Annotated in this window: 16 protein-coding genes; 12 read left to right on the top strand and 4 right to left on the bottom strand. The window is 64.3% G+C overall.

Annotated elements, in window-relative coordinates; translation table 11 throughout:
• Nucleotides 1–3 precede the first annotated feature (3 nt).
• The 3 genes from ACKWRH_RS04775 (at nt 4) to ACKWRH_RS04785 (ending at nt 4,060) form a co-directional block, all read left to right on the top strand.
• Nucleotides 4–792 (top strand): ABC transporter ATP-binding protein, encoded by a 789-nt coding sequence (locus tag ACKWRH_RS04775; protein WP_166077418.1) that lies wholly within the window; start codon nt 4–6, stop codon nt 790–792.
• Between the two features lie 90 nt (nt 793–882).
• Complete coding sequence (locus ACKWRH_RS04780; RefSeq protein ID WP_445219531.1) at nt 883–2,721, top strand: AMP-dependent synthetase/ligase; 1,839 nt, start codon at nt 883–885, stop codon at nt 2,719–2,721.
• A 139-nt stretch (nt 2,722–2,860) separates the two neighbouring features.
• Nucleotides 2,861–4,060 carry an ABC transporter substrate-binding protein gene (locus tag ACKWRH_RS04785; RefSeq protein ID WP_445219532.1) on the top strand — a complete coding sequence of 400 codons (1,200 nt, stop codon included), beginning with the start codon at nt 2,861–2,863 and terminating at the stop codon, nt 4,058–4,060.
• Between the two features lie 166 nt (nt 4,061–4,226).
• On the opposite strand, the gene ACKWRH_RS04790 is transcribed toward ACKWRH_RS04785, so the two are convergent.
• The 3 genes from ACKWRH_RS04790 to ACKWRH_RS04800 all read right to left on the bottom strand — a co-directional run bounded on the left by ACKWRH_RS04790 (nt 4,227) and on the right by ACKWRH_RS04800 (nt 7,352).
• Nucleotides 4,227–5,309 (bottom strand): ISAs1 family transposase, encoded by a 1,083-nt coding sequence (locus ACKWRH_RS04790; protein WP_445215716.1) that lies wholly within the window; start codon nt 5,307–5,309, stop codon nt 4,227–4,229.
• Between the two features lie 114 nt (nt 5,310–5,423).
• A complete protein-coding gene (locus tag ACKWRH_RS04795; RefSeq protein WP_445219533.1) occupies nt 5,424–6,548 on the bottom strand; it encodes a lysozyme inhibitor LprI family protein in 1,125 nt (374 codons plus the stop codon).
• Between the two features lie 72 nt (nt 6,549–6,620).
• Nucleotides 6,621–7,352, bottom strand: a complete 732-nt coding sequence (locus ACKWRH_RS04800; protein ID WP_445219534.1) for a transglutaminase-like cysteine peptidase — start codon at nt 7,350–7,352, stop codon at nt 6,621–6,623.
• 618 nt (nt 7,353–7,970) lie between these two features.
• Between ACKWRH_RS04800 and ACKWRH_RS04805 the strand changes: the two genes are divergently transcribed.
• Together ACKWRH_RS04805 and ACKWRH_RS04810 are read left to right on the top strand one after the other, a co-directional pair.
• On the top strand, nt 7,971–14,231 hold the full coding sequence (locus tag ACKWRH_RS04805; protein ID WP_445219535.1) for a VCBS domain-containing protein: 6,261 nt from the start codon (nt 7,971–7,973) through the stop codon (nt 14,229–14,231).
• Between the two features lie 72 nt (nt 14,232–14,303).
• Nucleotides 14,304–16,535 carry a CHASE2 domain-containing protein gene (locus ACKWRH_RS04810; RefSeq protein ID WP_445219536.1) on the top strand — a complete coding sequence of 744 codons (2,232 nt, stop codon included), beginning with the start codon at nt 14,304–14,306 and terminating at the stop codon, nt 16,533–16,535.
• Between the two features lie 372 nt (nt 16,536–16,907).
• On the opposite strand, the gene ACKWRH_RS04815 is transcribed toward ACKWRH_RS04810, so the two are convergent.
• Nucleotides 16,908–18,503, bottom strand: coding sequence for an ABC transporter substrate-binding protein (locus ACKWRH_RS04815; protein ID WP_445219537.1), 1,596 nt, complete (start codon nt 18,501–18,503; stop codon nt 16,908–16,910).
• A gap of 200 nt (nt 18,504–18,703) precedes the next feature.
• Between ACKWRH_RS04815 and ACKWRH_RS04820 the strand changes: the two genes are divergently transcribed.
• The 7 genes from ACKWRH_RS04820 to ACKWRH_RS04850 all read left to right on the top strand — a co-directional run bounded on the left by ACKWRH_RS04820 (nt 18,704) and on the right by ACKWRH_RS04850 (nt 26,071).
• Nucleotides 18,704–20,359 (top strand): ABC transporter substrate-binding protein, encoded by a 1,656-nt coding sequence (locus tag ACKWRH_RS04820; protein WP_445219538.1) that lies wholly within the window; start codon nt 18,704–18,706, stop codon nt 20,357–20,359.
• 201 nt (nt 20,360–20,560) lie between these two features.
• A complete protein-coding gene (locus tag ACKWRH_RS04825) occupies nt 20,561–21,514 on the top strand; it encodes an ABC transporter permease (protein ID WP_014498430.1) in 954 nt (317 codons plus the stop codon).
• A 3-nt stretch (nt 21,515–21,517) separates the two neighbouring features.
• Nucleotides 21,518–22,420 carry an ABC transporter permease gene (locus ACKWRH_RS04830; RefSeq protein WP_445219539.1) on the top strand — a complete coding sequence of 301 codons (903 nt, stop codon included), beginning with the start codon at nt 21,518–21,520 and terminating at the stop codon, nt 22,418–22,420.
• Nucleotides 22,421–22,423: 3 nt separating this feature from the next.
• The gene (locus ACKWRH_RS04835) at nt 22,424–23,485 is read left to right on the top strand and encodes an ABC transporter ATP-binding protein (protein WP_445219540.1); all 1,062 of its coding nucleotides are present in this window, start codon (nt 22,424–22,426) and stop codon (nt 23,483–23,485) included.
• The gene (locus tag ACKWRH_RS04840; RefSeq protein ID WP_018321359.1) at nt 23,482–23,679 is read left to right on the top strand and encodes a hypothetical protein; all 198 of its coding nucleotides are present in this window, start codon (nt 23,482–23,484) and stop codon (nt 23,677–23,679) included. The genes ACKWRH_RS04835 and ACKWRH_RS04840 overlap by 4 nt, the downstream gene beginning before the upstream one ends.
• The gene (locus ACKWRH_RS04845) at nt 23,676–25,091 is read left to right on the top strand and encodes an amidase (protein WP_445219541.1); all 1,416 of its coding nucleotides are present in this window, start codon (nt 23,676–23,678) and stop codon (nt 25,089–25,091) included. Before ACKWRH_RS04840 ends, ACKWRH_RS04845 begins: the two co-directional genes overlap by 4 nt.
• Nucleotides 25,088–26,071 carry an ABC transporter ATP-binding protein gene (locus ACKWRH_RS04850; RefSeq protein ID WP_445219542.1) on the top strand — a complete coding sequence of 328 codons (984 nt, stop codon included), beginning with the start codon at nt 25,088–25,090 and terminating at the stop codon, nt 26,069–26,071. The genes ACKWRH_RS04845 and ACKWRH_RS04850 overlap by 4 nt, the downstream gene beginning before the upstream one ends.
• Nucleotides 26,072–26,079 lie beyond the last annotated feature (8 nt).

The following is a 26,079-nucleotide window of genomic DNA, read 5'->3' on the forward strand; positions in this document are numbered from 1 at the left end:
CGCATGGACGCCGCCGTCACGCCCGACATCATCCTGAAACTCTCCAACATCGAGAGCTATTACGGGCCGATCATGGCGATCCGCGGCATCTCGCTGGAGGTGCCGCGCGGCCGCATCGTCACCCTGCTCGGCGCCAACGGCGCCGGCAAGACCACGGTGCTGAAGACGATCTCGGGCATTCTGGATCCGCAGAAGGGCACGATCGAATTCATGGGCAAGTCGATCCAGCGCATGGAGGCGGACCGGATCGTGCGGCTCGGCCTCAGTCACGTGCCGGAGGGGCGCGAGGTGTTCCCATTCCTCTCGGTGCGCGAGAACCTGATGATGGGGGCGTATCCGCGCCGGGATCGTGATGGCGTCGCGGAGGATCTGGAGCGCGTTTACGGCTATTTCCCGCGGCTGAAGGAGCGCATCAACCAGCCGGCCGGCCAGCTTTCCGGCGGCGAGCAACAGATGCTCGCGATCGGACGCGCACTGATGAACCGGCCGACCTTGCTGCTGCTCGACGAGCCCTCGCTCGGCCTGTCGCCGCTGCTGGTGAAGGAGATTTTCACCATCATCCGCCGCGTCAACGAGGAGCAGGGAATGTCGATCCTGCTGGTCGAGCAGAATGCCAAGGTGGCGCTGGAGACGGCGCATTACGGCTACGTGCTCGAGATCGGCCGCGTCGTGATGAACGACACCTGCGACCGCTTGATGCATTCCCAGGACATCCAGGAATTCTACCTTGGCGCCAAGGAGGCGGGCGCACGAGGCGAGCGGCGCTGGAAAAAGAAGAAGACTTGGCGCTAAGGGAAGGCGTTAAATGGATTGGCCCATCCGCAACGACAGACCGCCGGCAAGGCAGGCAGCGGAGGGGAGAGCGACAAGGAGGAGACGCGCATGGCCCGACCGGCGGTGCTGACGGTCGCTGATACGATCGCGAAGAGCTTCTTGCGCGCCGCCGAGACGCGGGGCGACAGGCCGGCCATCCGCGAGAAGAAATTCGGCATCTGGCAGCCGACCAGCTGGCGCGAGTGGCTGGAGATCTCGAAGGAGATCGCCTACGCGCTTCACGCCTCCGGCTTCCGGCCCGGCGACGTCGCCTCCGTCATCGCCAATGCCGTGCCGGAATGGGTTCATGCCGACATGGGGATCTTGTGCGCCGGCGGTGTTTCCTCTGGAATCTATCCGACCGATGCATCGTCCCAGGTCGAATATCTGGTCAACGATTCCCGGACCAAGGTGATCTTCGCCGAGGACGAGGAGCAACTCGACAAGGTGCTCGCCTGCCGCGCGCGCTGTCCGTCTCTGCAAAAGATCATCGTTTTCGACATGGAGGGCCTCAGCGGCTTCTTCGACGACATGGTGATGTCGCTCGACGAGTTCCGTGCGCTCGGCCGCAACCACATGGTCGGCCGCGAGGCGCTGTGGCAGGAGATGATCGACAGCCGCAGCGCCGGCGACCTCGCGGTGCTGGTCTACACCTCGGGCACCACCGGTCCGCCCAAGGGCGCGATGCATGCCAACCGCAGCGTCACGCACCAGATGCGGCATGCCAATGACTTCATTCCGGCCCGCGAGGACGAGGATAGGCTGATCTTTCTGCCGCTCTGCCACGTCGCTGAGCGCATCGGGGGCTACTACATCTCCGTCGCGCTCGGCTCGGTGATGAACTTTGCTGAAAGCCCTGAGACGGTCCCGGACAATCTGCGCGAGGTGCAGCCGACCATCTTCCTTGCGGTGCCGCGGATCTGGGAAAAATTCTATTCCGCGATCACCATTGCGCTGAAGGATGCGACGCCGCTGCAGCAATGGGTCTATCACCGCGCCATCAAGGTCGGCTATCGCATGGTCGATTGCCGGATCGAGGGCAGGGCACCGCCGCTCTCTCTGCGCATCGCCAATGGCATCGCCTACCGGCTCGCGTTCCGCAACATCCGCCGCATGATGGGGCTCGACCGCTGCCGCATCGCGTTCACCGGCGCTGCGCCGATCGCGCCCGAGCTGATCCGCTGGTATCTCGCGCTCGGCATCGACATGCACGAGGTCTATGGCCAGACCGAGAATTGCGGCGTCGCGACCATGATGCCGGCGGAGCGTATCAAGCTCGGTTCGGTCGGCACCGCCGTGTCCTGGGGCGAGGTCGCGCTGTCGCCCGATGGCGAGATCCTGATCAAGGGCGACTTCCTGTTCATGGGCTATCTGAATCAGCCCGAGAAGACCGCCGAGACCATCGACCATCGCGGCTGGCTGCACACCGGCGATGTCGGCACCATCGATAACGAAGGCTTTGTCCGCATCACCGACCGGATGAAGGACATCATCATCACCTCCGGCGGAAAAAACGTGACGCCGTCCGAGATCGAGAACCAGCTCAAATTCTCGCCCTACATCTCGGATGCCGTGGTGATCGGCGACAAGCGGCCCTATCTGACCTGCCTCGTGATGATCGACCAGGAGAATGTCGAGAAATTCGCCCAGGACCGCGACATCCCCTTCACCAATTATGCGAGCCTGTGCCGCGCGGCGGAGATCCAGGACCTGATCTGGCGCGAGATCGAAGGCGTCAACGGCAATTTCGCCCGCGTGGAGACCATCAAGAGATTTTACCTGATCGAGCGCCAACTGACCCCGGAGGACGAGGAGCTGACGCCGACCATGAAGCTGAAGCGCGGCTTCGTGAACAAGCGCTACGCTGCCGAGATCGAGGCGATGTATCGCCAGCGCGCGGTGGCGTAACCCACATGCCCCCGGAAAAGTGGGAACCGGTTTTCCGATAAGGGGCATGTGCAGAAAAGAAAGCCTGCCATTCGAGAAAGCGAAGGAGCTGTGGCCCCCGCCCTTCGCGCCATACGGGCCCAAAGGAGAGGAGACGTCAATGTCGAAATCGTTCAGCACGTTCGGCTTTGCTGTGAGTGCCGTGGTGCTCACCTGTCTGCCGGCCGCGGCGCAAACCAAGGTCACCAACGAAGGCATCTCGGCATCCGAGATCGTCATCGGCACCCATCAGGACCTGTCGGGGCCGATCAAGGGCTGGGGCGTGCCGGTTGCAAACGGCATGAAGATGGCGACCGACGAGATCAATGCGGCGGGTGGCATCAACGGCCGCAAGGTTCGACTGGTCGTCGAGGACAGCGGGTACGACCCGAAAAGGGCTGTGCTGGCTTCGCAAAAGCTGATCGAGCGTGACAAGATCTTCGCGATGGTGGGGCCAATGGGATCGCCGACCGTGCTCGCTGCGCAGGACATCCTGTTCGACGCCGGCGTGCTGCAGCTCTTCCCGCTGACGGCGGCCGAGTTCACCTTCAAGTTCGATCCGGCCAAGCCGCAGGAGCGGCTGAAGTTCAACAATCTGCTGCCCTATGTCGAAAGCACGCGGGCCGCGCTGAAATACATGATGGAGTGGAAGAAGTTCCAGAAGCCCTGCATCATGCATCAGGACGACGAGTACGGTAAGAACGTGCTCGACGGCTTCAACCAGCAACTCACCGCCATGAAGGTGCAGCCGGCCTCGATCACGAGCTACAAGCGTGGCGCTTCCGATTTCAGCGCGCAGGTCGCCAAGATGAAGTCCGACGGTTGCGATCTCGTCCTGCTCGGCACCATCCTCCGCGAGACCATCGGCGCGATGACGGAAGCCAGGAAGCTCGGTTGGGACGTAACCTTCCTGGGCGCCTCGCCGACCAACGTGCAGGAAGTTCCAACGTTGGGCAAGGACTCTGTTGAAGGACTCTATGCAGCGAGCCTCTTCGAGATTCCCTACGAGGACAGCGCCAAGGGCAAGGTGAAGGACTGGCTGGTCAACTACAAGAAGATGTTCAACTCCGACGCCAACACGCAGGCGATCATCGGCTACAACGCGATGATGACCTTCGCCTTCTATGCCGATAAGGCGGGCAAGGATCTGACCGGACAGAAGATGCTGGACTCGCTGGAGTCGGGCGAGAAATTCCTCGACATCTTTAACTCGCCTCCGACAAAGTTCTCCAAGACCGACCACCTCGCCAACACCATCACCCAGGTGCAGCAGGTCAAGGGCGGCCGCTGGGTGCTGGTGAAGGACAATCTGATGTTTTGATCTGGCTGACCCTCCCCTGGAGGGGGAGGGTCGATCGCGCAAAGCGCGAGCGGGGTGGGGTGATCTCTCAACACGGGCAGCGCTCGATGTGGAGAGACCGTCACCCCACCCCGCTACGCATTCCGCTTCGCTACATGCGTAACGACCCTCCCCCTCCAGGGTAGGGCTATCGCATATGAGCAAGGACAGTGAGGAGGAAGTCGTTGTTCCACCTCGCCTGAAGCATTTTATGGCTCGTTCGTGCCGGACCCGGCGTGGCTTGCAGGGCATTGATGGCCAGCTTGCGGATGACGGCAAGATTTTCGGGGGCGTGGTCCCTGCGGCTGCGGCAGGCATCCTCGTCGAACAGGACGTCAAGGACCCAGTGCAGGTTGTTCTCGATGCTCCAGTGGGCGCGGACGGCCTCCAGCAGCTTCTTGGCCGGCAGCAGGCGTGAGGCCAGAAAGTATCGAGCTGTGTGCTTGGCCGTCTTGCCCGTGCTGGAGCGCCAACTGTCGATGCGGCCGACGGCAGCGATCGCGGGGAAGGCGTATTGCTTTGCCAAATCCGGTGCCGGCGCGACGACGGCTTGCCGACGTTCGATGCGGCCGTGAGCCGACGCCTTGGGCTGGGACGCGCGTGCTGGCTTCCGAGCAGTGTCCAGCAGCGCCTTGGCGGCCTTGAAGAGCCGACCACGATTGCTCTTGATCGCCAATACATAATGCCCGTTGCGGTCGCGAATGGCCTGGGCAATGTCGGGGCGGCAATGCAGGGCGTCAGCTGTGACAAGAGCGCCATCCAGATCAAGCAAAGCCAGGACTTCGAGAACCCCGGCAACCTCGTTGCGATTGGGAGCCTTCCTCTGAGCCAACGCCATGCGTGTGCCTGCCGCCCAGACATTGACCATATGCAGCGGCGTGGCCTGCCGGCCCCGCGCGAAGGCGCCGCGTAACGCCTTGCCATCGATACTGACCACGCCCTTGACGCCGAAGCTCTTGCTGAACTTGCGCAAAACCGCCTCCAGCCCTTTAGGGTCCAGAGCGCGGAAGACGTTACTGAACGTATCGTGGCTGGGAATGCCGTATCTGAGCTGCAAGAATTGACGCAACAACTCCTCTCGACCTTTGCCGAAGAACTCGAACTCCGTGCAATTCTTGGCGCCGGCCAGTGTTGCCGCCAGGGCAATGACGATGATCTCCACCAGATCGTGTCGAACGTTGCTGGCGCGAGGATCCTTGAGCGGTCGAAGCAGGCGCTTGAGCTGGCGCATTCTGGTCTCCCTCGGGAAGCGAGAGAGACCCAAAGAATCCAGTTCCAACCGCTTGGCAACAGCCCTCCGCAGCCATATGCGATTCCCCTACCTGGAGGGGGAGGGTAAGAGCCCCTACGATCCCCCACCCGCCGTCCCCGAATTCACCGGCGCCAGCTCGTCTTCCCGGCAGCGCCAGCCGTCGGCGGCTTTCACGAAGGCGAAGGTCCGCTGGATTCTCAGGCGGCGCGTGACGTTGAAGGCCTCGCCGGATCGCTCCTTGCTGCCGACGCCGGGCTGCGGACGGCCGGTCCTGGGGTCCCAGCAGGTGCCGGTGCAGGTGGAAGCGACCTTGCTGCACATGGTGAAGGGCGCCAGCACGACCATCTCGATCTCGCCCGTGACCTGCGCCTCCTGGTCGGTCACCTGGCTGTCGAGCGCGTAGACGCGGTTGATGCGGAGGAAATTGCCGCACGAATTGGCGGCGTGAATCCGCGCGGCGCAGAAATCGACGGCATCGGTGTCGGGCGAGCGGGCCGCGACCTGCCGGCCGAACACTTTCTTCGGATCGCCCTTGGCGGCGGCGATCTCCTCGGTCTTGCGCTTCAGATGGTCGGCGAGACAATCTTCCGCGGACGAAAGCTCGGCAAGCGGCACGTTCTCCTTGCCGACGAGATTGCACTTGCGATCGCGCTCTCTCGTCCATCGGCCGTATTCGGCGAAGGCAAAGCGGGCCGCGGTCGGGTCCAGCCTGCCGATCAGGCCCAGCACCTGGCTGTTGAGCTCGGTTTCGGTGAGCGCCAGCGACGGGTCCGCGCAGATCAGCGCGCCCGCGGCCGTGTTGGCCGCGAGACAGTCGAAATCAGGATCACGCACGATTGCGGCGCGCTCTTCGGTGACCTTGAGGAGGCACGCCTTCACGCGGTCGAAATCGTCGGTGCGGATCGCGGTCTGGCCGACGATGCCGCAGCCGAGGTTGCGCTGTCGGATCCAGATCGCATTCTCCTCGATCGCGGGCAGGCGATCGGGCAGGCGGGCGAGCCGCGCCTCGATTGCCGTGCCGAGCTTCTCGGCGGCGGCGGCAAGCTCGGCGTCACCGCAGATCAATTGATTGCCGGGATCGCGGATCTGCTGGCAGTTGTTTCGGGCAAACAGCGGCAGCCTGTCGGCGATGGAGCGGTCGGATGGGCCCGATTGCGCGGAGCCTGGTGCCGCCGGCAATACCAGCAGCGCAAGCACAGACAGCACGATGAACCGCATTCCAGTCGCCCCCGCAAAGGCGCCATGCTAGCGCCCCGGATCGCGCGGCGAAACGGCTTTGTGGCGGGTGGTTCAGTGCGCCTCCGGCGCGGCCATCGACAACCGTACGGGTTCGTCGACATATTTCATCACGGCGGACTGGTAGAGCACGAACAGCGGCTGGTAGGTCTGGGCCGCGTCGTCCTCGACCATCGCCATGCGGCGGTTGTCGAGCATCAGCCAGTGGCCGTCCAGCTTTGCTGCGGCAACCGCATGCTCTTCGCCGGCCCTGACGTCGCGCACCACGACGATGCGGAGGTCCTCGTTGGCAAATCCGGCAAGCCGCAGCGCAGCCAGCTTGGCGATGGCATAGTCTTCGCAATCGCCGGCGCCCCGCGCGAAGGTCGCGAGCGGCGAGCTCCAGACGTCGTCGGCGCCGTCATTGGCGGCCCGGATGGCAAGATTGATGGCGCGATTGGTCTCACCCAGCTTCGCGCGGCCGTCGCGGCTGCGGGCCTGGTCGACGATGGCGATCAGCTTGAGCGCCGCGGGCGACGCGCAATTGTCCCGGTCGCCGTCGCACAGTGCGAGCTGCACCATGTCGTCGTCGAGCTTCTGCTTCAGCGCGAACCATTTCTGCTGGAGGCTGCCGGACGAGATGGCGAAGGCGAACACGCCGAACGGCTCGGCGGATTTGCGCACGAGGACGCCGGCTCCAGGCGACAGCAGCGTGCCGGCGCGGAGCTCGGCGGCCGATCCGAGCAGGATCAGTCCGCACAGCACAAGGACAGCGCGCCAGGCGCGCGAGCGAGCAGCGGTCTCCATCTGACATCCCCTTCCGGCTTCGCTAGGTCCCCCTCGACCTGTACGTGCCGGGCTTTGTTGCTTTCGCGGAGATAGTGCGAGACGGGCCGTTTTGTTCTGCTTAATGCGCCCGGCAGGGCTCCCAAAACCGTGGGACAGGCTGAAACGGGCCTGTCCAAATTGCGTAAAATTTTACGATTCGCCGGCTAGGAGGGCGCCGTCGCCGCGAAATGGAACCAATTGCAGGGAGAAGTTGCGGGCGGGCTGATTCTACCGCTTATGGCTAACAGCCCGCTATTTCACGGGTTCTGTTAGTTGGGTCACAGATTCTGTCCCGTATTTGCCGCAGGATGCTGCGGGGCACTACGAATAAAAGATGACACAAGTATCCGTCGTTTGATTTAACCGACTGATTACTTTGGATGACTGGAAATGCGTGAAAAGAAGCCGAAAACCGACCTCGGAATATTTGAAGAATTACTTCGGCTTCTCTGTGAAAGCGCCGCTACTGGGGGACTCCTCCGGCCAAGTGATGCGAATCACACAAGCAATAGATGGTTTCGCTAAGGACTTGGTAATGCTATTCAAGCTTAGGCGGTCGTTACTTACTTAAATTTTAACTCTTTTTGCGGTGCCCGGTTGAATTACGCTGGCAAATTTGACGCCACGATTCCCCTTGATGGCGAGGGTTCCCGCTCGGCCGCGGACGTTCATGTCGATTCCTTTACGGCCAAGCCTTTTATCGCCAAGCCCTTTATCGCGAAGGCGCACGGTCACGTGCCCGACGGCACGTTCGTTGTTCCCGATCCGAACCTGATCTTCAATGGCGAGTTCAAGCGCGCAGGTCTCGACCTCGTGCTGTCCCACGAGGGGCACGAGTTCGTCGTTCACGATTATTTCAAGGGCGACAAGCGCGCAGCGATCGCCTCGCCCGATGGCGCCCACCTCACTGGCGACGTCGTCAACGCACTCACGGGCCACGTCCAGGTTGCGCAGGCCGCGCCCGGTATCGCCGCCGCGCAGGTCATCGGCCATGTCACGAAACTCTCCGGCAGCGCGACCGCGGTCCGCAACGGCGTCTCGGTCACCCTGAACAATGGCGACAACGTCGAGAAGGGCGATGTGGTCTCGACCGGCGCGGATTCGACGCTCGGCATCACCTTCATCGACGGCACCGTGTTCGGCCTGTCCTCCAATGCGCGGATGGTGCTGAACGAGATGGTCTACGACCCCAACGGGTCGAGCAATTCCTCGCTGCTGAGCCTGGTCGCGGGCACCATCACCTTCGTCGCCGGCGAGACCGCCAAGCACGGCGACATGAAGATCGACACGCCGGTCGCCACCATGGGCATCCGCGGCACGGCGGTGCTGACCCAGATCAACTTCGTCGTTCCTGCCGGCGGCGGCGATCCGCAGCCGCAGGCGAGCTTCCAGGTGCTGGTCGAGCCGAACGGTACGACGGGCTCCTACATCCTGTTCGACAAGGTCACGCTGCTGCCGATCGCGACGGTCAACCAGGCCGGCCAGATGATCCAGATCAGCGGTGGCAACGTCTCGATCACCAACGGGCTGCTGTCGCCGGACGTGCAGAAGCTGATCACGGACGTGTTCACGCTGAAGTTCACCGACAACAACACCAACACCAAGCTGACCACGAACTTCACCGACACGATCACGCAGACCAGCGACGGCCTGGTGATCAAGACGCCGGCCGGCTACATCGCGACCGCGGTTTTCACGAACCTCAATCCGCAGGGAACGCAAGGGTCCGGCGATCACACGACGCCTTTCAACCGTTACCCCGGCAAGCCCGATGCGCGCAGCCTCGATAGCAGCGGCAATGTGAAGACGGCGTTCGCGCTGACCGAACGCGCGGACACAACCGGCGACACGACGCACTCCGACACGATCTCCGGCCGGATCACCTTCGTCGACCAGAACCTGGGCGACCGGCCCACGGTGAGCGTGAATCTCGCCGAGGCGCCGAACTATGTCTACAAGAGTGCCGGCCAGGACGTCACCGGCTCGCTCACCGCGCTCCAGAAGCAGGACATCGCGGCGACGCAGATCCAGATCAACGTCGTCGCCGACAGCGGCAACAACAACAACGGCTCGGCGGTCTGGACCTACACGATCCCCGACCACGTCTTCGACTTCCTCGCTGCCGGCGAAACGCTGACGCTGACCTACATGGTCCGCGTCGACAACAATTTCTCGGTCAGCCCCGAGACCGCCTTCATCCCGATCACGATCACGATCACCGGCACCAACGACAAGCCGGTGATCACCACCAGCGTTCCGGTCATCACCTTCGAAGGCGGCACCAGCGTGCCGGGCGGCCCGCTTACCAGCGATGTGCCGACGACGGGCACGCTGAACTTCGACGACGTCGATCTCACCGACAAGCATACGGTGTCGGTGGCGCTGACCAGCGCGACCCTGCCTGATGGCACCGTTCCGCCGGGCCCGCTCGCGGCGTTCCAGAGCGCGATGTCGGTCGCGATCGCGGCGGGTGCCGACAGCACCGGGGATGGTTCTGGCACCATCAACTGGTCGCTGGCCGATCTGCCGGTCTATCTCGCCGACTTCATCCCGAAGGGCGAGACGCTGACGCTGGTCTACACCGTGACGCTGACGGATTCGCAAGGCGCGACCTCGCAGCAGACCGTCACCGTCACCATCACCGGCACCGATGCGCCCGCGGTGGTGTGGATTGCGACGGACAAGGCCGGCGCTCCCTCGGGCGGCTTCTGGAACGACGCGGCGAACTGGGCAACCGGTACGGTCCCGACCATCAATGACGACGTCATCGTCATCACCGATCAGCTGCACGGCCTGACGCCGTCCTATCCGGTGACGATCGACACCGCGGCCTACGCCAAGTCGGTGACGATGAACGATTTCGGTGGCCCGCCGCCGAAGGTGATCGTTCAGAGCTCGCTGACGATATCAGGCGCGCTCAACATGGGCGCCGATTCGATCCTCACGACCGCCGCGACCGGAACGATGTCGGTCGGCGGCAAGGCCGAGATTCTGGGCACGAGCGTGCTCACCAATGCCGGCTATCTGACGCTCGCGGGCGGCGGTGATTTCGCCAGCGGCACCACGATCACCAATTCCGGCACGATCGAGCTGTCCGGCGGCACGCTGAAGACGCTCGCCACGATCCACAATGCCGGCGGCTTGCTGAGGGCCGATGCCGGCGCGACGCTGATCGTCGACAGCGCGACGGTCGATGGCGGCACCGTCAGCATTTTGGGCACGCTGGAGCTCGACGGCATCAGCCTGATCGAGAACGGCACGCTGAACAATTCCGGCACCGTCAACGTCAAGGGCACGGTCGAGTTCGCCCACGAGACCGTGTCCAACACCGCGGCCGGTGTGATCGAGGTGCTGGCCAACGGCTGGCTGACGATCCATCAGGGCTCCAGCGTTATCAATGACGGCCAGATCACGGTTGATGCCAGCGGCAAGCTGATCGTCAGCAATGCGACCATCGACGGAGCTGGTGCGGTGATCGGCACCATCGGCGGTGATGACGAGGGGGGCCCCGTCCTCAACGCCGGCATTCGCGGCGCAGGCACGATTACCAACAACGGTGAGATCGATCTGACCGGCGATGCCGTCCTTAGCGGCGGCATTCTGAACAACAACGCCGTCTTCAAGGCGAGCGGTGCGCGCAATGCGCTCAGCGATGAGGCCGTCATAAATGCCGGCATCATCGAAGTGCTCGCCAACGGCGCGCTCGCGATCGATCAGGGCTCGACCGTCGACAATTCGAGCGGCGACGTCATCGTCGACGGAAATGCCGCGCTGACGCTGGACAATGCCACGATCAGCGGCGGCGCCATCAAGGGTGCCGGCACGATCGACGTCACCGGTGCCAGCAAGATCGACAGCGGGGCTACGGTCAGCATCAGCACCCTCACGGTCGAGAGCGGCGTCACGCTGACGCTCGACGACGCGACCGTTTCGGGCACCGCGATCGTCAATCACGGCACCGTCAATGTCGATGCCGGCAAGACGCTGACGTTGAACGGTGCGAGCCTGGCCGGCGGCACGCTCACCATCGCCGGCACGCTGGAATCGACCGGCGCGAGCGCCATCGACAACGCCGACGTCGGCAACACTGGCACGATCTCCGTCACCAGCGGCACGCTGACGATCGATCCCGGCATCCTCCACGCCATCACCAATCACGGTCTGATCGAGGCGGTGACCGGCGGCACGCTGAAGCTCACGGCCGCCACCATCGCCAACGTCGGCGGCATCATTTCGGTCGACGGCGCGTCAAAACTCTATCTGACCGACGTCTCGATCAATGGCGGCAGCGTGACCAATGCCGGCAATCTCTACAGCGTCGCCGGCCTCAACACGATCACGGGCGGCGTCACCAACACCGGAACCATCGAAGTCCAGAGCGGCACGCTCAACCTGTCCGGCGGCATCACCGGCGCCGGCACGCTGATCATCGACGATAACACGACGCTGGAGCTTGGTGGTGCGGACGCGCAGACCGTCACCTTCGCCGGCGGCACCAATACGCTCGAGCTCGACAAGACGAGCCATGCCTTTACCGGCACTATCGCCGGTCAGGCCTCGACCGGCGGTACCTTTACGGTCACCGGCGATGCCGACATCAATTCGGGCAAGGGCGACGCGCTCGACTTCACCGCTTCGGGCGGGACGATCGGCAATCGCGGCAATATTGTGCTGACGCCGACCGGCACGCTGACCGGCGCGACCAACGGCATTGTCGTCACTCAGAATGGCATCGGCGACATCTCGCTGACGACATCAGGCGACATCACCGGCCAGACCGGCAACGGCATCGTGCTGCATGACGGCGCGAACGGCGCGGGCGATATCACGGCGACCATCGGCGGCGGCGTTTCCGGCGCGGTCGGTCTGGACATCGTCTCCCATGGCAACGGCGCAGTCACCGTCACCAACAACGGGCACATCACCGGCACGACCTCGTTCGGCATCAATGTCGACCAGGACGATGCGGGCGCGACCGGCTCGACGCACATCACCAACACCGGCTCCGTGGTCGGCGCCGATGGCGTCGCTGCGATCTCCATCCAGGAGAATGCCACCGGCGCTGCGACGATCATCAACTCCGGCACCATCGGGCCAGCCGATGCCGGCAGCGTGACCTCATCGACCTATGCGATCGTCGAGACTGGCGGCGAGATCACGATCAACAACACCGGCCACATCAACGGCAATATCTCGGTCGCCACCGCCACGTTCAATAACAACGCAGGCGGCACCTGGACGGTCGCCGGCAGCGGCGTGTTCGGCGATGCGTCCTCGATCGTCAATCACGGCGACATCGATCTGCATGGGGCCTCCATTTCCGGGACCGGGCTGAGCATCGCGAATTATGCGACCATCGATAGCTGGGGCACGGCGTCGATCTCGGGCACCATCGCCAATACCGGCACCATCGAAGTCCATGGCGGGGACCTGACGCTGTTCGGCTCGCTGTCGGGCACCGGCTCGGTCACCGTCGATGCTGGCGCGCTGCTGACGCTCGAGGGCACGGTTTCGCAAACGATCACGCTCGCCGGCGACGGCGCCCATCTTCAGATTGATACGTCGACATTTGGCGGATCGATCGCGGCGTTGTCCGCGACCGACACCATCGACCTGTCGACCATCAAGTACGGCCCCGACACCAGCGCCGTCTATGTCGCCAATGCCGATCCTGCGACCGGCGGTGTGCTGACGGTCACTGGTGACGACGGCCAGAGCATCAGCCTGAAGCTGACCGGCGCCGACTACAGCCACGCGCATTTCGCCGGCAGCGATGACGGCACCGGCCATACGCTGATCACGATCAACGCAGATGACGATGCGCCGGTCTTCACCACGCTCGGCGCGACGCTGACCGCAACCGTCCCCGAGCGCGAGAACACGACCGGCTCCGCCGCGCTCGACCCCACGCCGGCTGCCGCGACCGGCTCGATCGACTTCAAGGATATCGACCTGACCGACCGGCCGACGGCGGAGATCACGGGCCAATCCGTGACCTGGTTCGATACAGATGGCACGACTCACCTGGCGCTGACCGGCCAGGAAGCCGCGCTCGAGCACGCCCTGACACTCCTGTCGCAGACCGGCAACAAGAACAACGGCGCGATCGGCTGGACCTATTCGGTCGCCGACGGCGCGCTGGATTTTCTCGGCAAGGACCAGACCGCGAAAATCGTCTCCACCATCACGCTCGATGACCACGCGGGCCAGAAGACCACGACCGATGTCACCATCACGATCACCGGCACGAACGACGCGCCGGCGATCAACACCGACCAGATCAGCGTCACGCAGGAAGGAGACAAGGTCTTCGTCCACGGCCTCTCGGTCACCGACGTCGATGCCGGCGCCCATGAAACGTTCACGCTCGCCGCGACCGCGGCCTCCGGTAGCTGTGTCGATCCCGCATCGGCAGGCGACACGTTGGCCGACGTCAACTCGGCACTCCAGACGCTGGCCTATGCCGAGCCAAACGGGCCCGCGACGGACCCGGTTGCGGTGACGGTGACCGACGGCCATGGCGCGAGCGACAAGGTCAACCTGATCTTCAACCTGACCGGGGAAGGTCCGGTGACTCTCGCCGGCACGGCCGACAAGGACGTGTTCTTCGGCACCGGCTATCAGGACCAGTTCGTATTCGCGGCCGGTTCGAACCACGACACGATCGTGAACTTCACCTCGGGTACGGACAAGATCGACCTGTCGGCGGTGGTGACTTCCGATCCTCAGAGCTGGATCGATCAGCACGTGACCGCGTCAGGGACGGCGGACACCCTGATCACGATCAACGCAACGGACAGCATCCTCCTGAAGGGCGTCGCCCACGTCCAGGCGAGTGACTTCATCGTCCATGCCTGATGGCCGCTTCAGGCGCCGCGACCGCCTGCAGATCCGCTGCCGTTCGCCGCGAAAGCGTGATATCCAAGCCGAATGAAACGTCTGAAGATCCTGCGGCGGTGGTTTGCGCGGAAGCTTGGCTTCGCGCGGCTGATGTGCCTTGCGCTGCTGGTCGTCTTTGCAGGCTTTCGCGTCTGGGATCCGCCGCCGATCCAGGAATTGCGTCTGCGGACCTTCGACATGTTCCAGCTGATCGATCCGCGCCACAAGGCGGCGCGGCCGGTCACCATCATCGACATCGACGACAAGAGCCTCGCCAAGCTCGGCCAGTGGCCGTGGCCGCGCACGCGGATCGCCGACCTGATTGTCAACCTCACCAATCTCGGCGCGGTGACGATCGGCTTCGACATGGTGTTTTCCGAGGCCGACCGGCTCAACCCGGATCTCGTCGCGGGCCAGATGCGCTCTCTGGACGACGCCACCCGCGCCAAGCTGCGCGAGCTGCCGTCCAACGACCAGATCCTCTCGGACGCGATCAAGCGCTCGCAGGTGGTGCTGGGCGAAACAGGTCAGTCGGCCATTTCGTCCGAGATCGACAAGACGCTTCCCTTCACCGGCGTGGCGACGGTCGGGGAGGAGGGCGCCGAACGCTTCCTGTTCGAATTCCCCGGCCTGTTGCGCAATGTGCCCGAGATCGAGAAGGTCGCCGCCGGCCGCGGCCTGTTCACGATCAAGACCGAGCGCGACGGTCTGATCCGCCGCGTGCCGATGGTCATGCGCGCGCAGGGCCACATCATGCCCTCGCTCAGCCTCGAGATCCTGCGCGTCGTCACGAGAACGCCGACGCTGCTGGTCAGGACCGACAAGACCGGCGTGCGGGCCGTGCGTCTCAAGGGCGTGGAGATTCCGACCGACAAGAACGGCCAGCTCTGGGTGCACTATGCTCGCCAGGACCCATCGATCTACGTCTCCGCTGCCGACGTGCTCGACAACAGCGTGCCGCAGAGCAAGATCGCCGGCAAGCTGGTGCTGGTCGGCACGTCCGCGGTCGGGTTGAACGACCTCAAGACCACGCCGGTGTCCTCGACCATGCCGGGCGTCGAGATCCATGCCCAGGTGCTGGAGAGCGTGCTCAGTGGCGCGATGATCTCGCAGCCGAACTATGCGCTCGGCGTCGAGCTGATCGCCGCGCTCGTGATCGGCCTGCTCGTCATCATCTTCACGCCGAATCTCGGCCCTGTCCGTCTGGTGCTCGCGGGCGCGATGTTCGCCGCCATCCTGGTCGGGGTGTCCTGGTTCTTCTATGCGCAGGACCGCTACCTCATCGACTTCACCTATCCGCTGCTCTCGACTACCGCGATCTATCTGACACTGATCTTCGCCAGCTTCGTGCGCGAGCAGCGTCAGCGCGTGCAGATCCGTGGCATGTTCGCGCAATACATGTCGCCCGTCCTGGTCGAGCAGCTCGCGCAGTCGCCCGAAAAGCTCGTGCTCGGCGGCGAGGAGCGCGAGATGACGATCATGTTCTCCGACGTGCGCGGCTTCACCACGATCTCGGAGAGCTACAAGCAAGATCCGCAAGGCCTGATCGCGCTGATGAACCGCTTCCTGACGCCGCTGACGGACGTCATCATCGATCAGAAGGGCTACATCGACAAGTACATGGGCGACGCCATCATGGCGTTCTGGAACGCGCCGCTCGACGATGCCGAGCACGAGGTCAACGCCTGCGAGGCCGCGATCCAGATGCTGGAGCAGATCGACGTGGTCAACAAGGAGCGCGAGCAGGAGGCCGTCGACGGCGGTCCCGTCTACATCCCGCTCAATGTCGGCATCGGCCTCAACACCGGCATCGGCGTCGTCGGCAACATGGGCTCCGAACTGAAGAAGAACTATTCGGTGCTCGGTGACAGCGTGAACCTCGCCTCGCGCCTGGAGGGGCAGTCGAAGGAGTACGGTTTCCCGATCATCGTCGGCTCCAGGACCGCGCTCGCCGCCAAGGACAAGTTCGCGATCCTCGAACTCGACTTCATCATGGTCAAGGGCAAGACCGAGCCGGAGGTGATCTACGCCATCGCCGGCCGCGAGGACGTGATGCATTCGGGCGCCTTCCAGCGCCTGCGCAACGTCACCATCGAGATGCTCGGCTGCTACCGCGGCCGCGACTGGCAGAGCGCGCTGGACGCGATCGAGCGCGGCCGCCGCAGCGAGGACGCCGACACGCTGGAAAAACTGTTCAAGCTGTACGAGGCGCGGATCAAGGAATTCCAGATCAATCCGCCGGCGGAGGGATGGACCGGGGCGTATGCGCTGCTGACGAAGTAGCGGTGTGAGTGTGTGGCCATCGCCGGCGCTGCACTGAAAGTGTCTTCCCCGCGTACGCGGGGACCCATACTCCCAGGGAGATGTTATCGCGCGAGCTGGTAACTCCGAGTCTTCGTCAAACTACTCCCTGTGGTTATGGGTCCCGGGCTCGCGACGACGTCGCGCCCCGGGACGACAGCGGTGTTTGACGCGGTAGCTTGGCGCCACGCTACCTGCGCCAAACATCAACTCCCGTAGGGTGGGCAAAGGCGCGCAAGCGCCGTGCCCACCATCTCTCGTCGCGTCGCTCGAAGTGGTGGGCACGCTTCCGCCTTCGCTCTACGAGCTACGGCGGACAAGTCGCTTTGCCCACCCTACGACACCGCCGCCCCCTCACTCCGTCCCGATCGTCGTCAGATCCTGGAACCAGTGCTGCGCCTGCACGAACTGCTTGATCTTCGGCGACAGCGCGTGCGGGTTGGTGTCGTGGACGACCCAGACCAGCGCGGCATCGTCGACGATCAGCGCGTGCGCCTGCGCGATCAGATCGTCCTGCTTGGCGGTATCGAACGTCTGCTTGGCCTCGCTGATCAGCGCGTCGACCTTCGGGTTCTTGTAGCCGCCCCAGTTGACGCCGACGGGCGCGATCTGGTCGGAGGCGAAGAAGCGGACGATGGCGTAGAGCGGGTCGGAGGTGACATAGGCGATGTTGTTGGCGGTGATGCCGGCGTTCATCTCGTCGGCCGCGCCCTTGCGCCAATGCGTATATAATGTCTCGAGCTCGACCACCTTGAAGTCGATCTCGATGCCGACCTCCTTGAAACTCTGCTGCAGGAATTCGTTCATCGGCAGCGACAGCATCTGGCCGGTGCCGCCCTGCGCGATGATGAAGGTGGCCTTCAGCGGCTTTGCCTTGGAGTAGCCGGCCTCTTCGACCAGTTTCTTGGCTGCAGCCAGATCATATTTCAGCTCGAAACTCGGTTTGCCGAACCACGGGCTCGACGGATCGACCTGGCCCTTGGCCGGTTTTGCGAGGCCATTCATCAGGCCGACGACTTCGTCACGATTGATCGCGAGGTTCAGCGCCTTGCGCAGGCGGATGTCGGTCCAGGGCGAACCCGGCAGCACGCTGAGATGATAATTCCAGACATGCGGCGTGACGTTGTCGACGATTTTCATGCCGGCCGCCTTCAGCTGCGGCACGGCGTCCGGCGCCGGCGTCTCGATCAGGTCCACTTGCCCTGCGAGCAGCGCATTGGTGCGCGTCAGCGCTTCCGGCATCGGCACCAGCACGATCTTGTCGGCCTTCGGAATGCGCTTCTTGTTCCAGTAGTCCGGATTCTTCGTGAGCTCCGCAAGTTCGCGCGGCACGAGCTTGGTCAATTTGAACGGACCGGTGCCGGAGGGCTGGCTCGCGAACTTGTCCCAATCCTTGCCGAGCTTCTCGTATTGCGCCGGGCTCGAGACCAGGAACCACAGCATCTGATAGGGAAAAAAGGAATCGACTGTCTTGGTCGTGATCTCCACCGTGAAATCGTCGATCTTGGCGTAGCTCGCGACCGAAGGCAGGCGGGTCTTCACCTGCGCGCTCTGTCGCTTGTCGAATTGCGGCGCCTTGTCGTTGAGCACCTTGTCCAGATTCCAGATCACCGCATCGGCGTTGAACTCGCTGCCGTCGTGAAACTTCACGCCCTTGCGCAAAGTGAACCGCCATTTGGTCTTGTCGGCATCATCCACCTTCCATTCGGTGGCGAGCCCGGGCACCAGCTTGCCGGGGCGGTCGGCGACATCCATCTCCCAGGCGACCAGCGGATCGTAGATCGTGTATGCCGTGAACTGATAGGCGCCGGCGCCGCGATCGGGCTGCCCCGTCGTCAGCGGGATGTCCGCCATCGAGATGCCGTAGCGCACCACCGTTTCGGCGCGCGCCGTGATCGCGGATAACGCCAGCGCAAGCACGGCGAGGCAGGTCGATAGTCGGATACGCATGGCCCAGAGCTCCCAGGAGATTTCAGGGCCAAACTTGCAATCTTGATGCCAGAATAGGCAGCGCGGGGCTCGCGCCAGTGCGCGACAACATGGACTTGTCGCAGCAGGGCCAATCTGCAGAATAAATTAGCCTGCTGGCATAGCCATTGCATACGATTGCATCAAAATTAATCATCGGAAGCCGGAAAGGGACTGAAGCGATGCTTATGAAGATGACGACACGCGCGGCGCTGGTTGCGGCGCTGGCTCTGACGACAGCGGCCGCGTGGCCGCGCGCGGCTAGTGCAGAGACTGTGCTGCGGATCGGCATGACGGCTGCCGATATTCCGCGCACATTGGGCCAGCCCGATCAGGGCTTTGAAGGCAACCGCTTCACCGGCCTCACCATGTACGACGCGCTGACCGGCTGGGACCTGTCCTCTGCCGACAAGGCGAGCGTGGTGATCCCTGGCCTTGCGACCGAGTGGAAGGTCGACGACGCCGACAAGACCAAGTGGGTCTTCAAGCTGCGCCCCGGCGTCACCTTCCATGACGGCTCGCCGTTTAACGCGGACGCCGTGGTGTGGAACGTCGAGAAGGTGCTGAAGCAGGATGCGCCGCAGTTCGACGCCAGCCAGGTCGGCGTCACCGCATCGCGCATGCCGACGCTGGCCTCCGCCAGGAAGATCGACGACATGACGGTCGAGCTCACCACCAAGGAGCCCGACAGCTTCCTGCCGATCAACCTCACCAATTTGTTCATGGCGAGCCCGGCGAAGTGGCAGCATTTCTACGACAAGGCGGAAAGCGCCGACGCCAAGGCGAAGTCGCAGGCCGCGTGGACTGCCTTTGCCAAGGATGCCGCGGGCACCGGCCCGTGGAAGATGGCGAGCTTCACTCCGCGCGAGCGGCTCGAGCTGGTCAAGAACGCGGCCTATTGGGACAAGGCGCGCGTGCCCAAGGTCGACAAGATGGTGCTCTTGCCGATGCCGGAGGCGAACGCGCGCACCGCGGCGCTGCTCTCGGGGCAGGTCGATTGGGTTGAGGCGCCGGCGCCGGACGCGCTGCCCGAGCTGAAGCAGCGCGGTTTCAAGCTCTACGCCAATGAGCAGCCGCATGTCTGGCCCTGGCAGTTCTCGCGCGTCGAGGGCTCGCCCTGGAACGACATCCGCGTGCGCAAGGCCGCCAACCTCTGCGTCGATCGCGAAGGTCTCAAGGACGGCCTGCTCGCCGGCCTGATGGTGCCGGCGACCGGCACCTTCGAGCCCGGCCATCCCTGGCGCGGAAAGCCGGCTTTCGAGATCAAATACGACAAGACTGCTGCGCAAAAACTGATGCAGGAGGCCGGCTTTGGTCCGAGCAAAAAGTTGACGGTGAAGATCCAGACGTCGGCGTCGGGCTCGGGCCAGATGCAGCCGCTGCCGATGAACGAATATCTCCAGCAGGCGCTCGCCGAATGCTATTTCGACGTGAAGCTCGACGTCATCGAGTGGAACACGCTGTTCACCAACTGGCGCCGCGGCGCCAAGGACCCCAGCGCCAACGGCTCGAACGCGACCAACGTCACCTATGCGGCGATGGACCCGTTCTTCGCGCTGGTGCGCTTCCTGCAATCGGGCATGGCGCCGCCGGTCTCCAACAATTGGGGCTTCATCCACGAACCCAAGTTCGACGAGCTGGTGAAGAAGGCACGCCAGACCTTCGACCCCGCCGCGCGCGACGCCGCGCTCGCCGAGCTGCACGCGGCCTCCGTCGACGACGCCGCCTTCCTCTACGTCGCTCACGACGTCGGCCCCCGCGCCATCAGCCCGAAGGTGACGGGCGTCGTGCAGCCCAAGAGCTGGTTCATCGACTTCTCGCTGGTGTCGATGCAGTAGTTCGCGCCACACGCTCAGTGCACCCTCTCCACTTGTGGGAGAGGGTGGCTTCGCGGCAGCGAAGCCGGGTGAGCGGTCTCTCTCCGCGAGCGACCCTCTCTCTCATTCGATAACGCTGTATCTGCGGATAGATACCCCTCATCCGGCCCGCTGATCGCGCGCCACCTTCTCCCGCAAGGGGAGAAGGAAGAAAGAAGACCAGTGCTCGCCTATATTGCTCGCCGCATCGTCTATGTCATTCCGATCGTCATCAGCGTGGCGCTGGTGTGCTTTCTGCTCGTGCACATCACGCCGGGCGATCCGCTGGTTGCCGTGCTGCCGGCCGACGCCTCGCAGGAGCTCGCGGCGCAGCTCCGCGCCGCCTACGGCTTCGATCGCCCGCTGCCGGTGCAGTTCGGGCTGTGGCTGCTGCGCGCGCTGCACGGCGATCTCGGCAACTCCATCGCGACGGGGCGCCCGGTGCTCGCCGAGGTCATGCGCGCGGTCAGCAACACCGTCACGCTCGCGATTGCGGCCGCCATCATCGGCTTCACCATGGGCATCCTGCTCGGCCTGATCGCCGGCTATTTCCGCGAGACCTGGATCGACAAGGTCGCGACCTCCTTCGCCATCGCCGGCGTCTCCGTGCCGCATTACTGGCTCGGCATGGTGCTCGTCATCATCTTCTCGGTGCAGCTGAACTGGCTGCCCGCGGTCGGCGCCGGACCGAACGGCTCCAACTCCTGGGCCTGGGACTGGGCGCATCTGAAATATCTCGTGCTGCCGGCGATCACGACCTCGGTGATCCCGATGGGCATCGTCACCCGCACCGTGCGTGCGCTGACCGGCGATATCCTCTCGCAGGATTTCGTCGAGGCGCTGCGCGCAAAAGGCCTGCACGAAACCGGCGTGTTTCGCCACGTCATCAAGAATGCCGCGCCCACCGCGCTCGCGGTGATGGGGCTTCAACTGGGTTACATGCTCGGTGGCTCGATCCTGATCGAGACCGTGTTCTCCTGGCCTGGATCGGGCTTCCTGCTCAACTCGGCGATCTTCCAGCGCGACCTGCCGCTGCTGCAGGGCACGATCCTGATCCTGGCGCTGTTCTTCGTCTTCCTCAATCTGCTGGTCGACATCGCGCAAGCCGCGATCGACCCGCGCATCAAGCGGGGCTAGCCGATGAGCGAGCTTCCGTTGTCCGCCACCGCCGATGCCGCGCTCCAGGCCGCGCCCGCGACCAAGGCGCGTGGCTATTGGGCGACCGTTGGCCGCCGCATCGCCCGCGACAAGGTCAGCATGGCCTGCGCGCTGGTGCTGCTTCTGATCTTCCTGTCCGCGGTGCTCGCGCCGTGGCTCGGACTTGAAGATCCTTACAAGGGCTCGATGATCCGCCGCCTACGCCACATCGGTACGGTCGGCTACCCGCTCGGCACCGACGAGCTCGGCCGCGACATGCTGGCGCGTCTGGTCTATGGCGGGCGGTTGTCGCTGGTCATCGGCATTTTGCCCGTGATCCTCGCCTTCTGCATCGGCACCTCGCTCGGCCTCGTCGCCGGCTATGTCGGCGGCAAGCTCAACACCGCGATCATGCGCACGATCGACGTGTTTTATGCCTTTCCCTCCGTGCTGCTGGCGATCGCGATCTCCGGCGCGCTCGGTGCCGGCATCCTCAATTCCATCGTGTCGCTGACGGTCGTGTTCGTGCCGCAGATCACCCGCGTCGCCGAGAGCGTTACCACCGGCGTGCGCAACATGGACTTTGTCGAAGCCGCGCGCGCGTCAGGCGCGGGGCCCTTTACCATCATGCGCGTGCATATCCTCGGCAACGTCTTGGGCGCGATCTTCGTCTATGCGACCAGTCTCATTTCGGTCTCGATGATTTTGGCCGCAGGTCTCTCCTTCCTCGGCCTCGGCACAAAACCGCCGGAGCCGGAATGGGGGCTGATGCTGAACACGCTCCGCACCGCGATCTACGTCAATCCCTGGGTCGCAGCATTGCCGGGCGCGATGATCTTCGCGGTCTCGATCTGCTTCAACCTGCTCTCGGATGGCCTGCGCAGCGCCATGGACATCAGGAACTAGGCCATGAGCGAGAGCAACACATCCGTTGAAATGCTGGAGCCGGTCGAGGACGTCGGCGGCGTCGCGCAGCCACTGCTCCAGGTTAACGGCCTGACCAAGCATTTTCCTGTTCGCGGCGGGCTGTTCGCCGCGAAACGCACCGTGCGCGCGGTGGACAATGTCTCCTTCTCGGTCGCGAAGGGCGAGACCGTCGGCATCGTCGGCGAATCCGGCTGCGGCAAGTCGACCACCGCGCGGCTGCTGATGCATCTGATGCCGCGCGATATCGGCGACATTATCTATGACGGCATGACCGTCGGCCAGTCGCTGTCGTTGCGCGAGCTGCGCCGCGGCATGCAGATGGTGTTCCAGGACTCCTACGCCTCGCTCAATCCGCGCCTGACGATCGAGGAATCGATCGCGTTCGGCCCGAAAGTGCACGGCATGGCGGATGGAACGGCCCGGGCGCTGGCCCGCGAGCTGCTCGGCAAAGTCGGCCTGCGGCCGGAAAACTTCGCCAACCGATATCCGCACGAGATCTCCGGCGGCCAGCGCCAGCGCGTCAACATCGCGCGTGCGCTGGCGCTGTCGCCGCGACTGGTGATTTTGGATGAAGCCGTCTCGGCGCTCGACAAGTCCGTCGAGGCACAGGTGCTGAATTTGCTCGCCGATCTCAAGCGCGAGTTCGGCCTGACCTATCTCTTCATCAGCCACGACCTCAACGTCGTGCGCTACATCAGCGATCGCGTGCTGGTGATGTATCTCGGCGAGGTCGTCGAGCTCGGCCCGGTCGACCAGGTCTGGGATGACCCTGCGCATCCCTATACGCGCGCGCTACTTGCCGCGATGCCCTCGTCGGACCCGGATCGTCGCACCGAGAAGCCGCCGATCACCGGTGACCCGCCCAATCCGATCGATCCGCCGCCGGGCTGCCGCTTTCACACCCGTTGCGCGTTTGCGGAGCCGCTCTGCGCAAATGCAGCACCAAAGCTCACTGCTGTCGATAGAATAGGCCACGAGGCCGCGTGCTACATGGCGATTCCGGGTTCAGGCCATAGCCGCGCACCCGCAGAGGAAACAGCATGACAAGACCGACACCCAAAGAGATCAAGCCGATCGCGCAGATCGCCGGCGTCCCTGTTGATGACGAGATCGCGACGCGTATCTCCAATTCCATCGGGCCGGCGTTCGAAGGCTTTGCGGCCATCGCCGGCACGCTGCCGTTCGATCTCGAGCCCGCGCTCTATCCGATCGCGCAGACGCAGAAGGTGTCGAAATGAGCCGAGAGCCTGCATTGATGACGCTCACCGAGGTCGCGCGCGCGATCGCGATGAAGAAGGTGTCCTCGCATGAGGTGACGCGCGCGCTGCTGCACCGCATCGCGCAGTGGCAGCCGCATCTGAACGCCTTCATGTCGGTTGAAGCCGAGTCCGCGTTGAAGGCTGCCGCGGCTGCCGACGCCGAGCTTGCGACGGGCAATGTCCGCGGTCCGCTGCACGGCGTGCCGCTCGCGCACAAGGACATGTATTACGACGCAGGCCACGTCTCGACCTGCGGCTCGCTGATCCGCCGCGATTTCGTGCCGGCCGTCACGTCGACGGCCTTGCAGCGGCTGAAGGACGCCGGGCAGGTCCGCCTCGGCACGCTGCATCTGGCCGAATTCGCCTATGGACCGACCGGCCACAACGCCCATTACGGCCCGGTCTGCAATCCCTGGAACGTCGCGCACATCACCGGCGGCTCGTCCTCCGGCTCCGGCTCGTCGGTCGCGGCGCGCCTGACTTTCGCGGCGCTCGGCTCGGACACCGGCGGTTCGATCCGCATGCCCGCGCATTTCTGCGGCGTCACCGGGCTGAAGACCACCGTCGGCCGCGTCAGCCGCGCCGGCGCGATGCCGCTGTCGCAATCGCTCGACACGGTCGGCCCGCTCGCGCGCACCGCCGAGGATTGTGCGCTGCTGCTGGCGCTGATGGCTGGCGCGGACCCTGCGGATTCCACCTGCAGCCACGAGCCGCTGTCCGACTATGTCAGCGCCACCAAGGGTTCGCTCAAGGGCCTGAAGATCGGCGTGCCCGCGTCCTTCTATATCGACGATCTCGACAGCGAGGTCGCGCGCGTGCTGGACGAGACCATCGCGGTGCTCAAGCGCGAGGGTGCCGACATCGTCACAGTCGAGCTGCCGGACCAGCGGCAATTGTCTTCGGCAAGCCAGCTCGTGCTCGCGGCCGAAGCGGCCGCCTTTCACAAGCGCTGGATGATCGAGCGTCCGCAGGACTACGGTCCGCAGGTCCTGATGCGGCTTCAGAACGGTCTTGCCGTTCCCGCCATCACCTATCTGGAGGCCATGCGCTGGCGCGGCCCCGCACTCGCCGCGCACAATGCGGCCACCGCCGGTGTTGACGCGATCATCGCGCCGGCATCGCCGGTGCCGGCACCGACGATCGAGGAGAGCGACGTCGGCGGCGGTCCGAACGCGCCGGCCATGGTGCAGCGGCTGACGCTGTTCACCCGCCCGGTGAATTTTCTCGGCCTGCCGTCGCTCACCATTCCCTCCGGCTTCACCAAAAGCGGCCTGCCGGTCGGCATGCAGCTGATCGGCCGCTCCTTCGATGAAGCGACCTTGCTCACCATCGGCGCCGCCTTCCAGCGCGTCACCGACTACCACGACCGGGTACCCAAACTGCCGTCATGACAAAGCTCGTCGACATCTCAGGCCTCAACATCCGCTTCACCGGGGAGCGCACGGTCTATGCCGTGAACGATCTCAGTCTCTCGCTCGGTGACGGCGAGGTGCTGGGCCTGCTCGGCGAGTCCGGTTCCGGCAAGAGCGTGACCCTGCGTGCGCTGATGCGGCTGCTGCCGAAGAAGCGCACGCAAATTTCGGGCAAGGTCAACGTGATGGGCCGCGACGTGCTCGCCATGAACGACGAGGAGCTGTCGTCGTTCCGCGGTCAGACCGTCTCGATGATCTTTCAGGAGCCCGCGCTCGCGCTCGATCCGGTCTACACCATCGGCGCGCAGATCGCCGAAAGCGTCGTGCGCCACGAAGGCAAGAGCTTTGCCGAAGGGCGGGCGAGGGCGCTCGAAATGCTCGAGGTCGTGCGCATTCCCTCCGCAAAGCGCCGGCTCGATGCCTATCCGCACGAGATGTCCGGCGGCATGCGCCAGCGCGCGATGATTGCGCTTGCGCTCGCCTGCCGCCCGAAGATCTTGCTCGCGGATGAGCCGACCACCGCGCTCGATGCCACCGTGCAGATCCAGATCCTGCTGCTGCTGCGCGAGCTTCAGCGCGAGTTCGGCATGTCCGTCATCTTCGTCACCCACGACATCGGTGTTGCGATCGAGATCTGCGACCGCGTCGCGGTGATGTATGCCGGCCAGATCGTGGAGCAGGGGACGCTCCGCGACATCGTCCGTACGCCGGTGCACCCCTATGCCAAGGGCCTGCTCGCCTCCACCATCCACGGCGCCAAGCGCGGCGCGCGGCTGGAGACCATCCCCGGCACCCCGCCCTCGCTGGCCGAAAAGCCGAACAACTGCTCCTTCGCCCCCCGTTGCGCGGTGACCCAGCCGCGGTGTCTGGAGCAATTGCCTGCGAATGTGGAGGTCGGACCGGGCCGAGCGGCGAGGTGCGTGCTGGCGGAGCCGGTGACGGCGCTGTCGAGCACGTAAGAGATCAA

This window comes from Bradyrhizobium sp. Pa8, from assembly GCF_052588265.1.

Bases quoted from the DNA above. Each gene is read 5' to 3' on its own strand.
- ACKWRH_RS04850 (WP_445219542.1), top strand. From the start codon at position 25,088: ATGACAAAGCTCGTCGACATCTCAGGCCTCAACATCCGCTTCACCGGG.
- ACKWRH_RS04785 (WP_445219532.1), top strand. From the start codon at position 2,861: ATGTCGAAATCGTTCAGCACGTTCGGCTTTGCTGTGAGTGCCGTGGTG.
- ACKWRH_RS04845 (WP_445219541.1), top strand. From the start codon at position 23,676: ATGAGCCGAGAGCCTGCATTGATGACGCTCACCGAGGTCGCGCGCGCG.
- ACKWRH_RS04815 (WP_445219537.1), bottom strand. From the start codon at position 18,503: ATGCGTATCCGACTATCGACCTGCCTCGCCGTGCTTGCGCTGGCGTTA.
- ACKWRH_RS04775 (WP_166077418.1), top strand. From the start codon at position 4: ATGGACGCCGCCGTCACGCCCGACATCATCCTGAAACTCTCCAACATC.
- ACKWRH_RS04830 (WP_445219539.1), top strand. From the start codon at position 21,518: ATGAGCGAGCTTCCGTTGTCCGCCACCGCCGATGCCGCGCTCCAGGCC.
- ACKWRH_RS04790 (WP_445215716.1), bottom strand. From the start codon at position 5,309: ATGCGCCAGCTCAAGCGCCTGCTTCGACCGCTCAAGGATCCTCGCGCC.
- ACKWRH_RS04840 (WP_018321359.1), top strand. From the start codon at position 23,482: ATGACAAGACCGACACCCAAAGAGATCAAGCCGATCGCGCAGATCGCC.
- ACKWRH_RS04780 (WP_445219531.1), top strand. From the start codon at position 883: ATGGCCCGACCGGCGGTGCTGACGGTCGCTGATACGATCGCGAAGAGC.
- ACKWRH_RS04810 (WP_445219536.1), top strand. From the start codon at position 14,304: ATGAAACGTCTGAAGATCCTGCGGCGGTGGTTTGCGCGGAAGCTTGGC.
- ACKWRH_RS04800 (WP_445219534.1), bottom strand. From the start codon at position 7,352: ATGGAGACCGCTGCTCGCTCGCGCGCCTGGCGCGCTGTCCTTGTGCTG.
- ACKWRH_RS04835 (WP_445219540.1), top strand. From the start codon at position 22,424: ATGAGCGAGAGCAACACATCCGTTGAAATGCTGGAGCCGGTCGAGGAC.
- ACKWRH_RS04795 (WP_445219533.1), bottom strand. From the start codon at position 6,548: ATGCGGTTCATCGTGCTGTCTGTGCTTGCGCTGCTGGTATTGCCGGCG.
- ACKWRH_RS04820 (WP_445219538.1), top strand. From the start codon at position 18,704: ATGCTTATGAAGATGACGACACGCGCGGCGCTGGTTGCGGCGCTGGCT.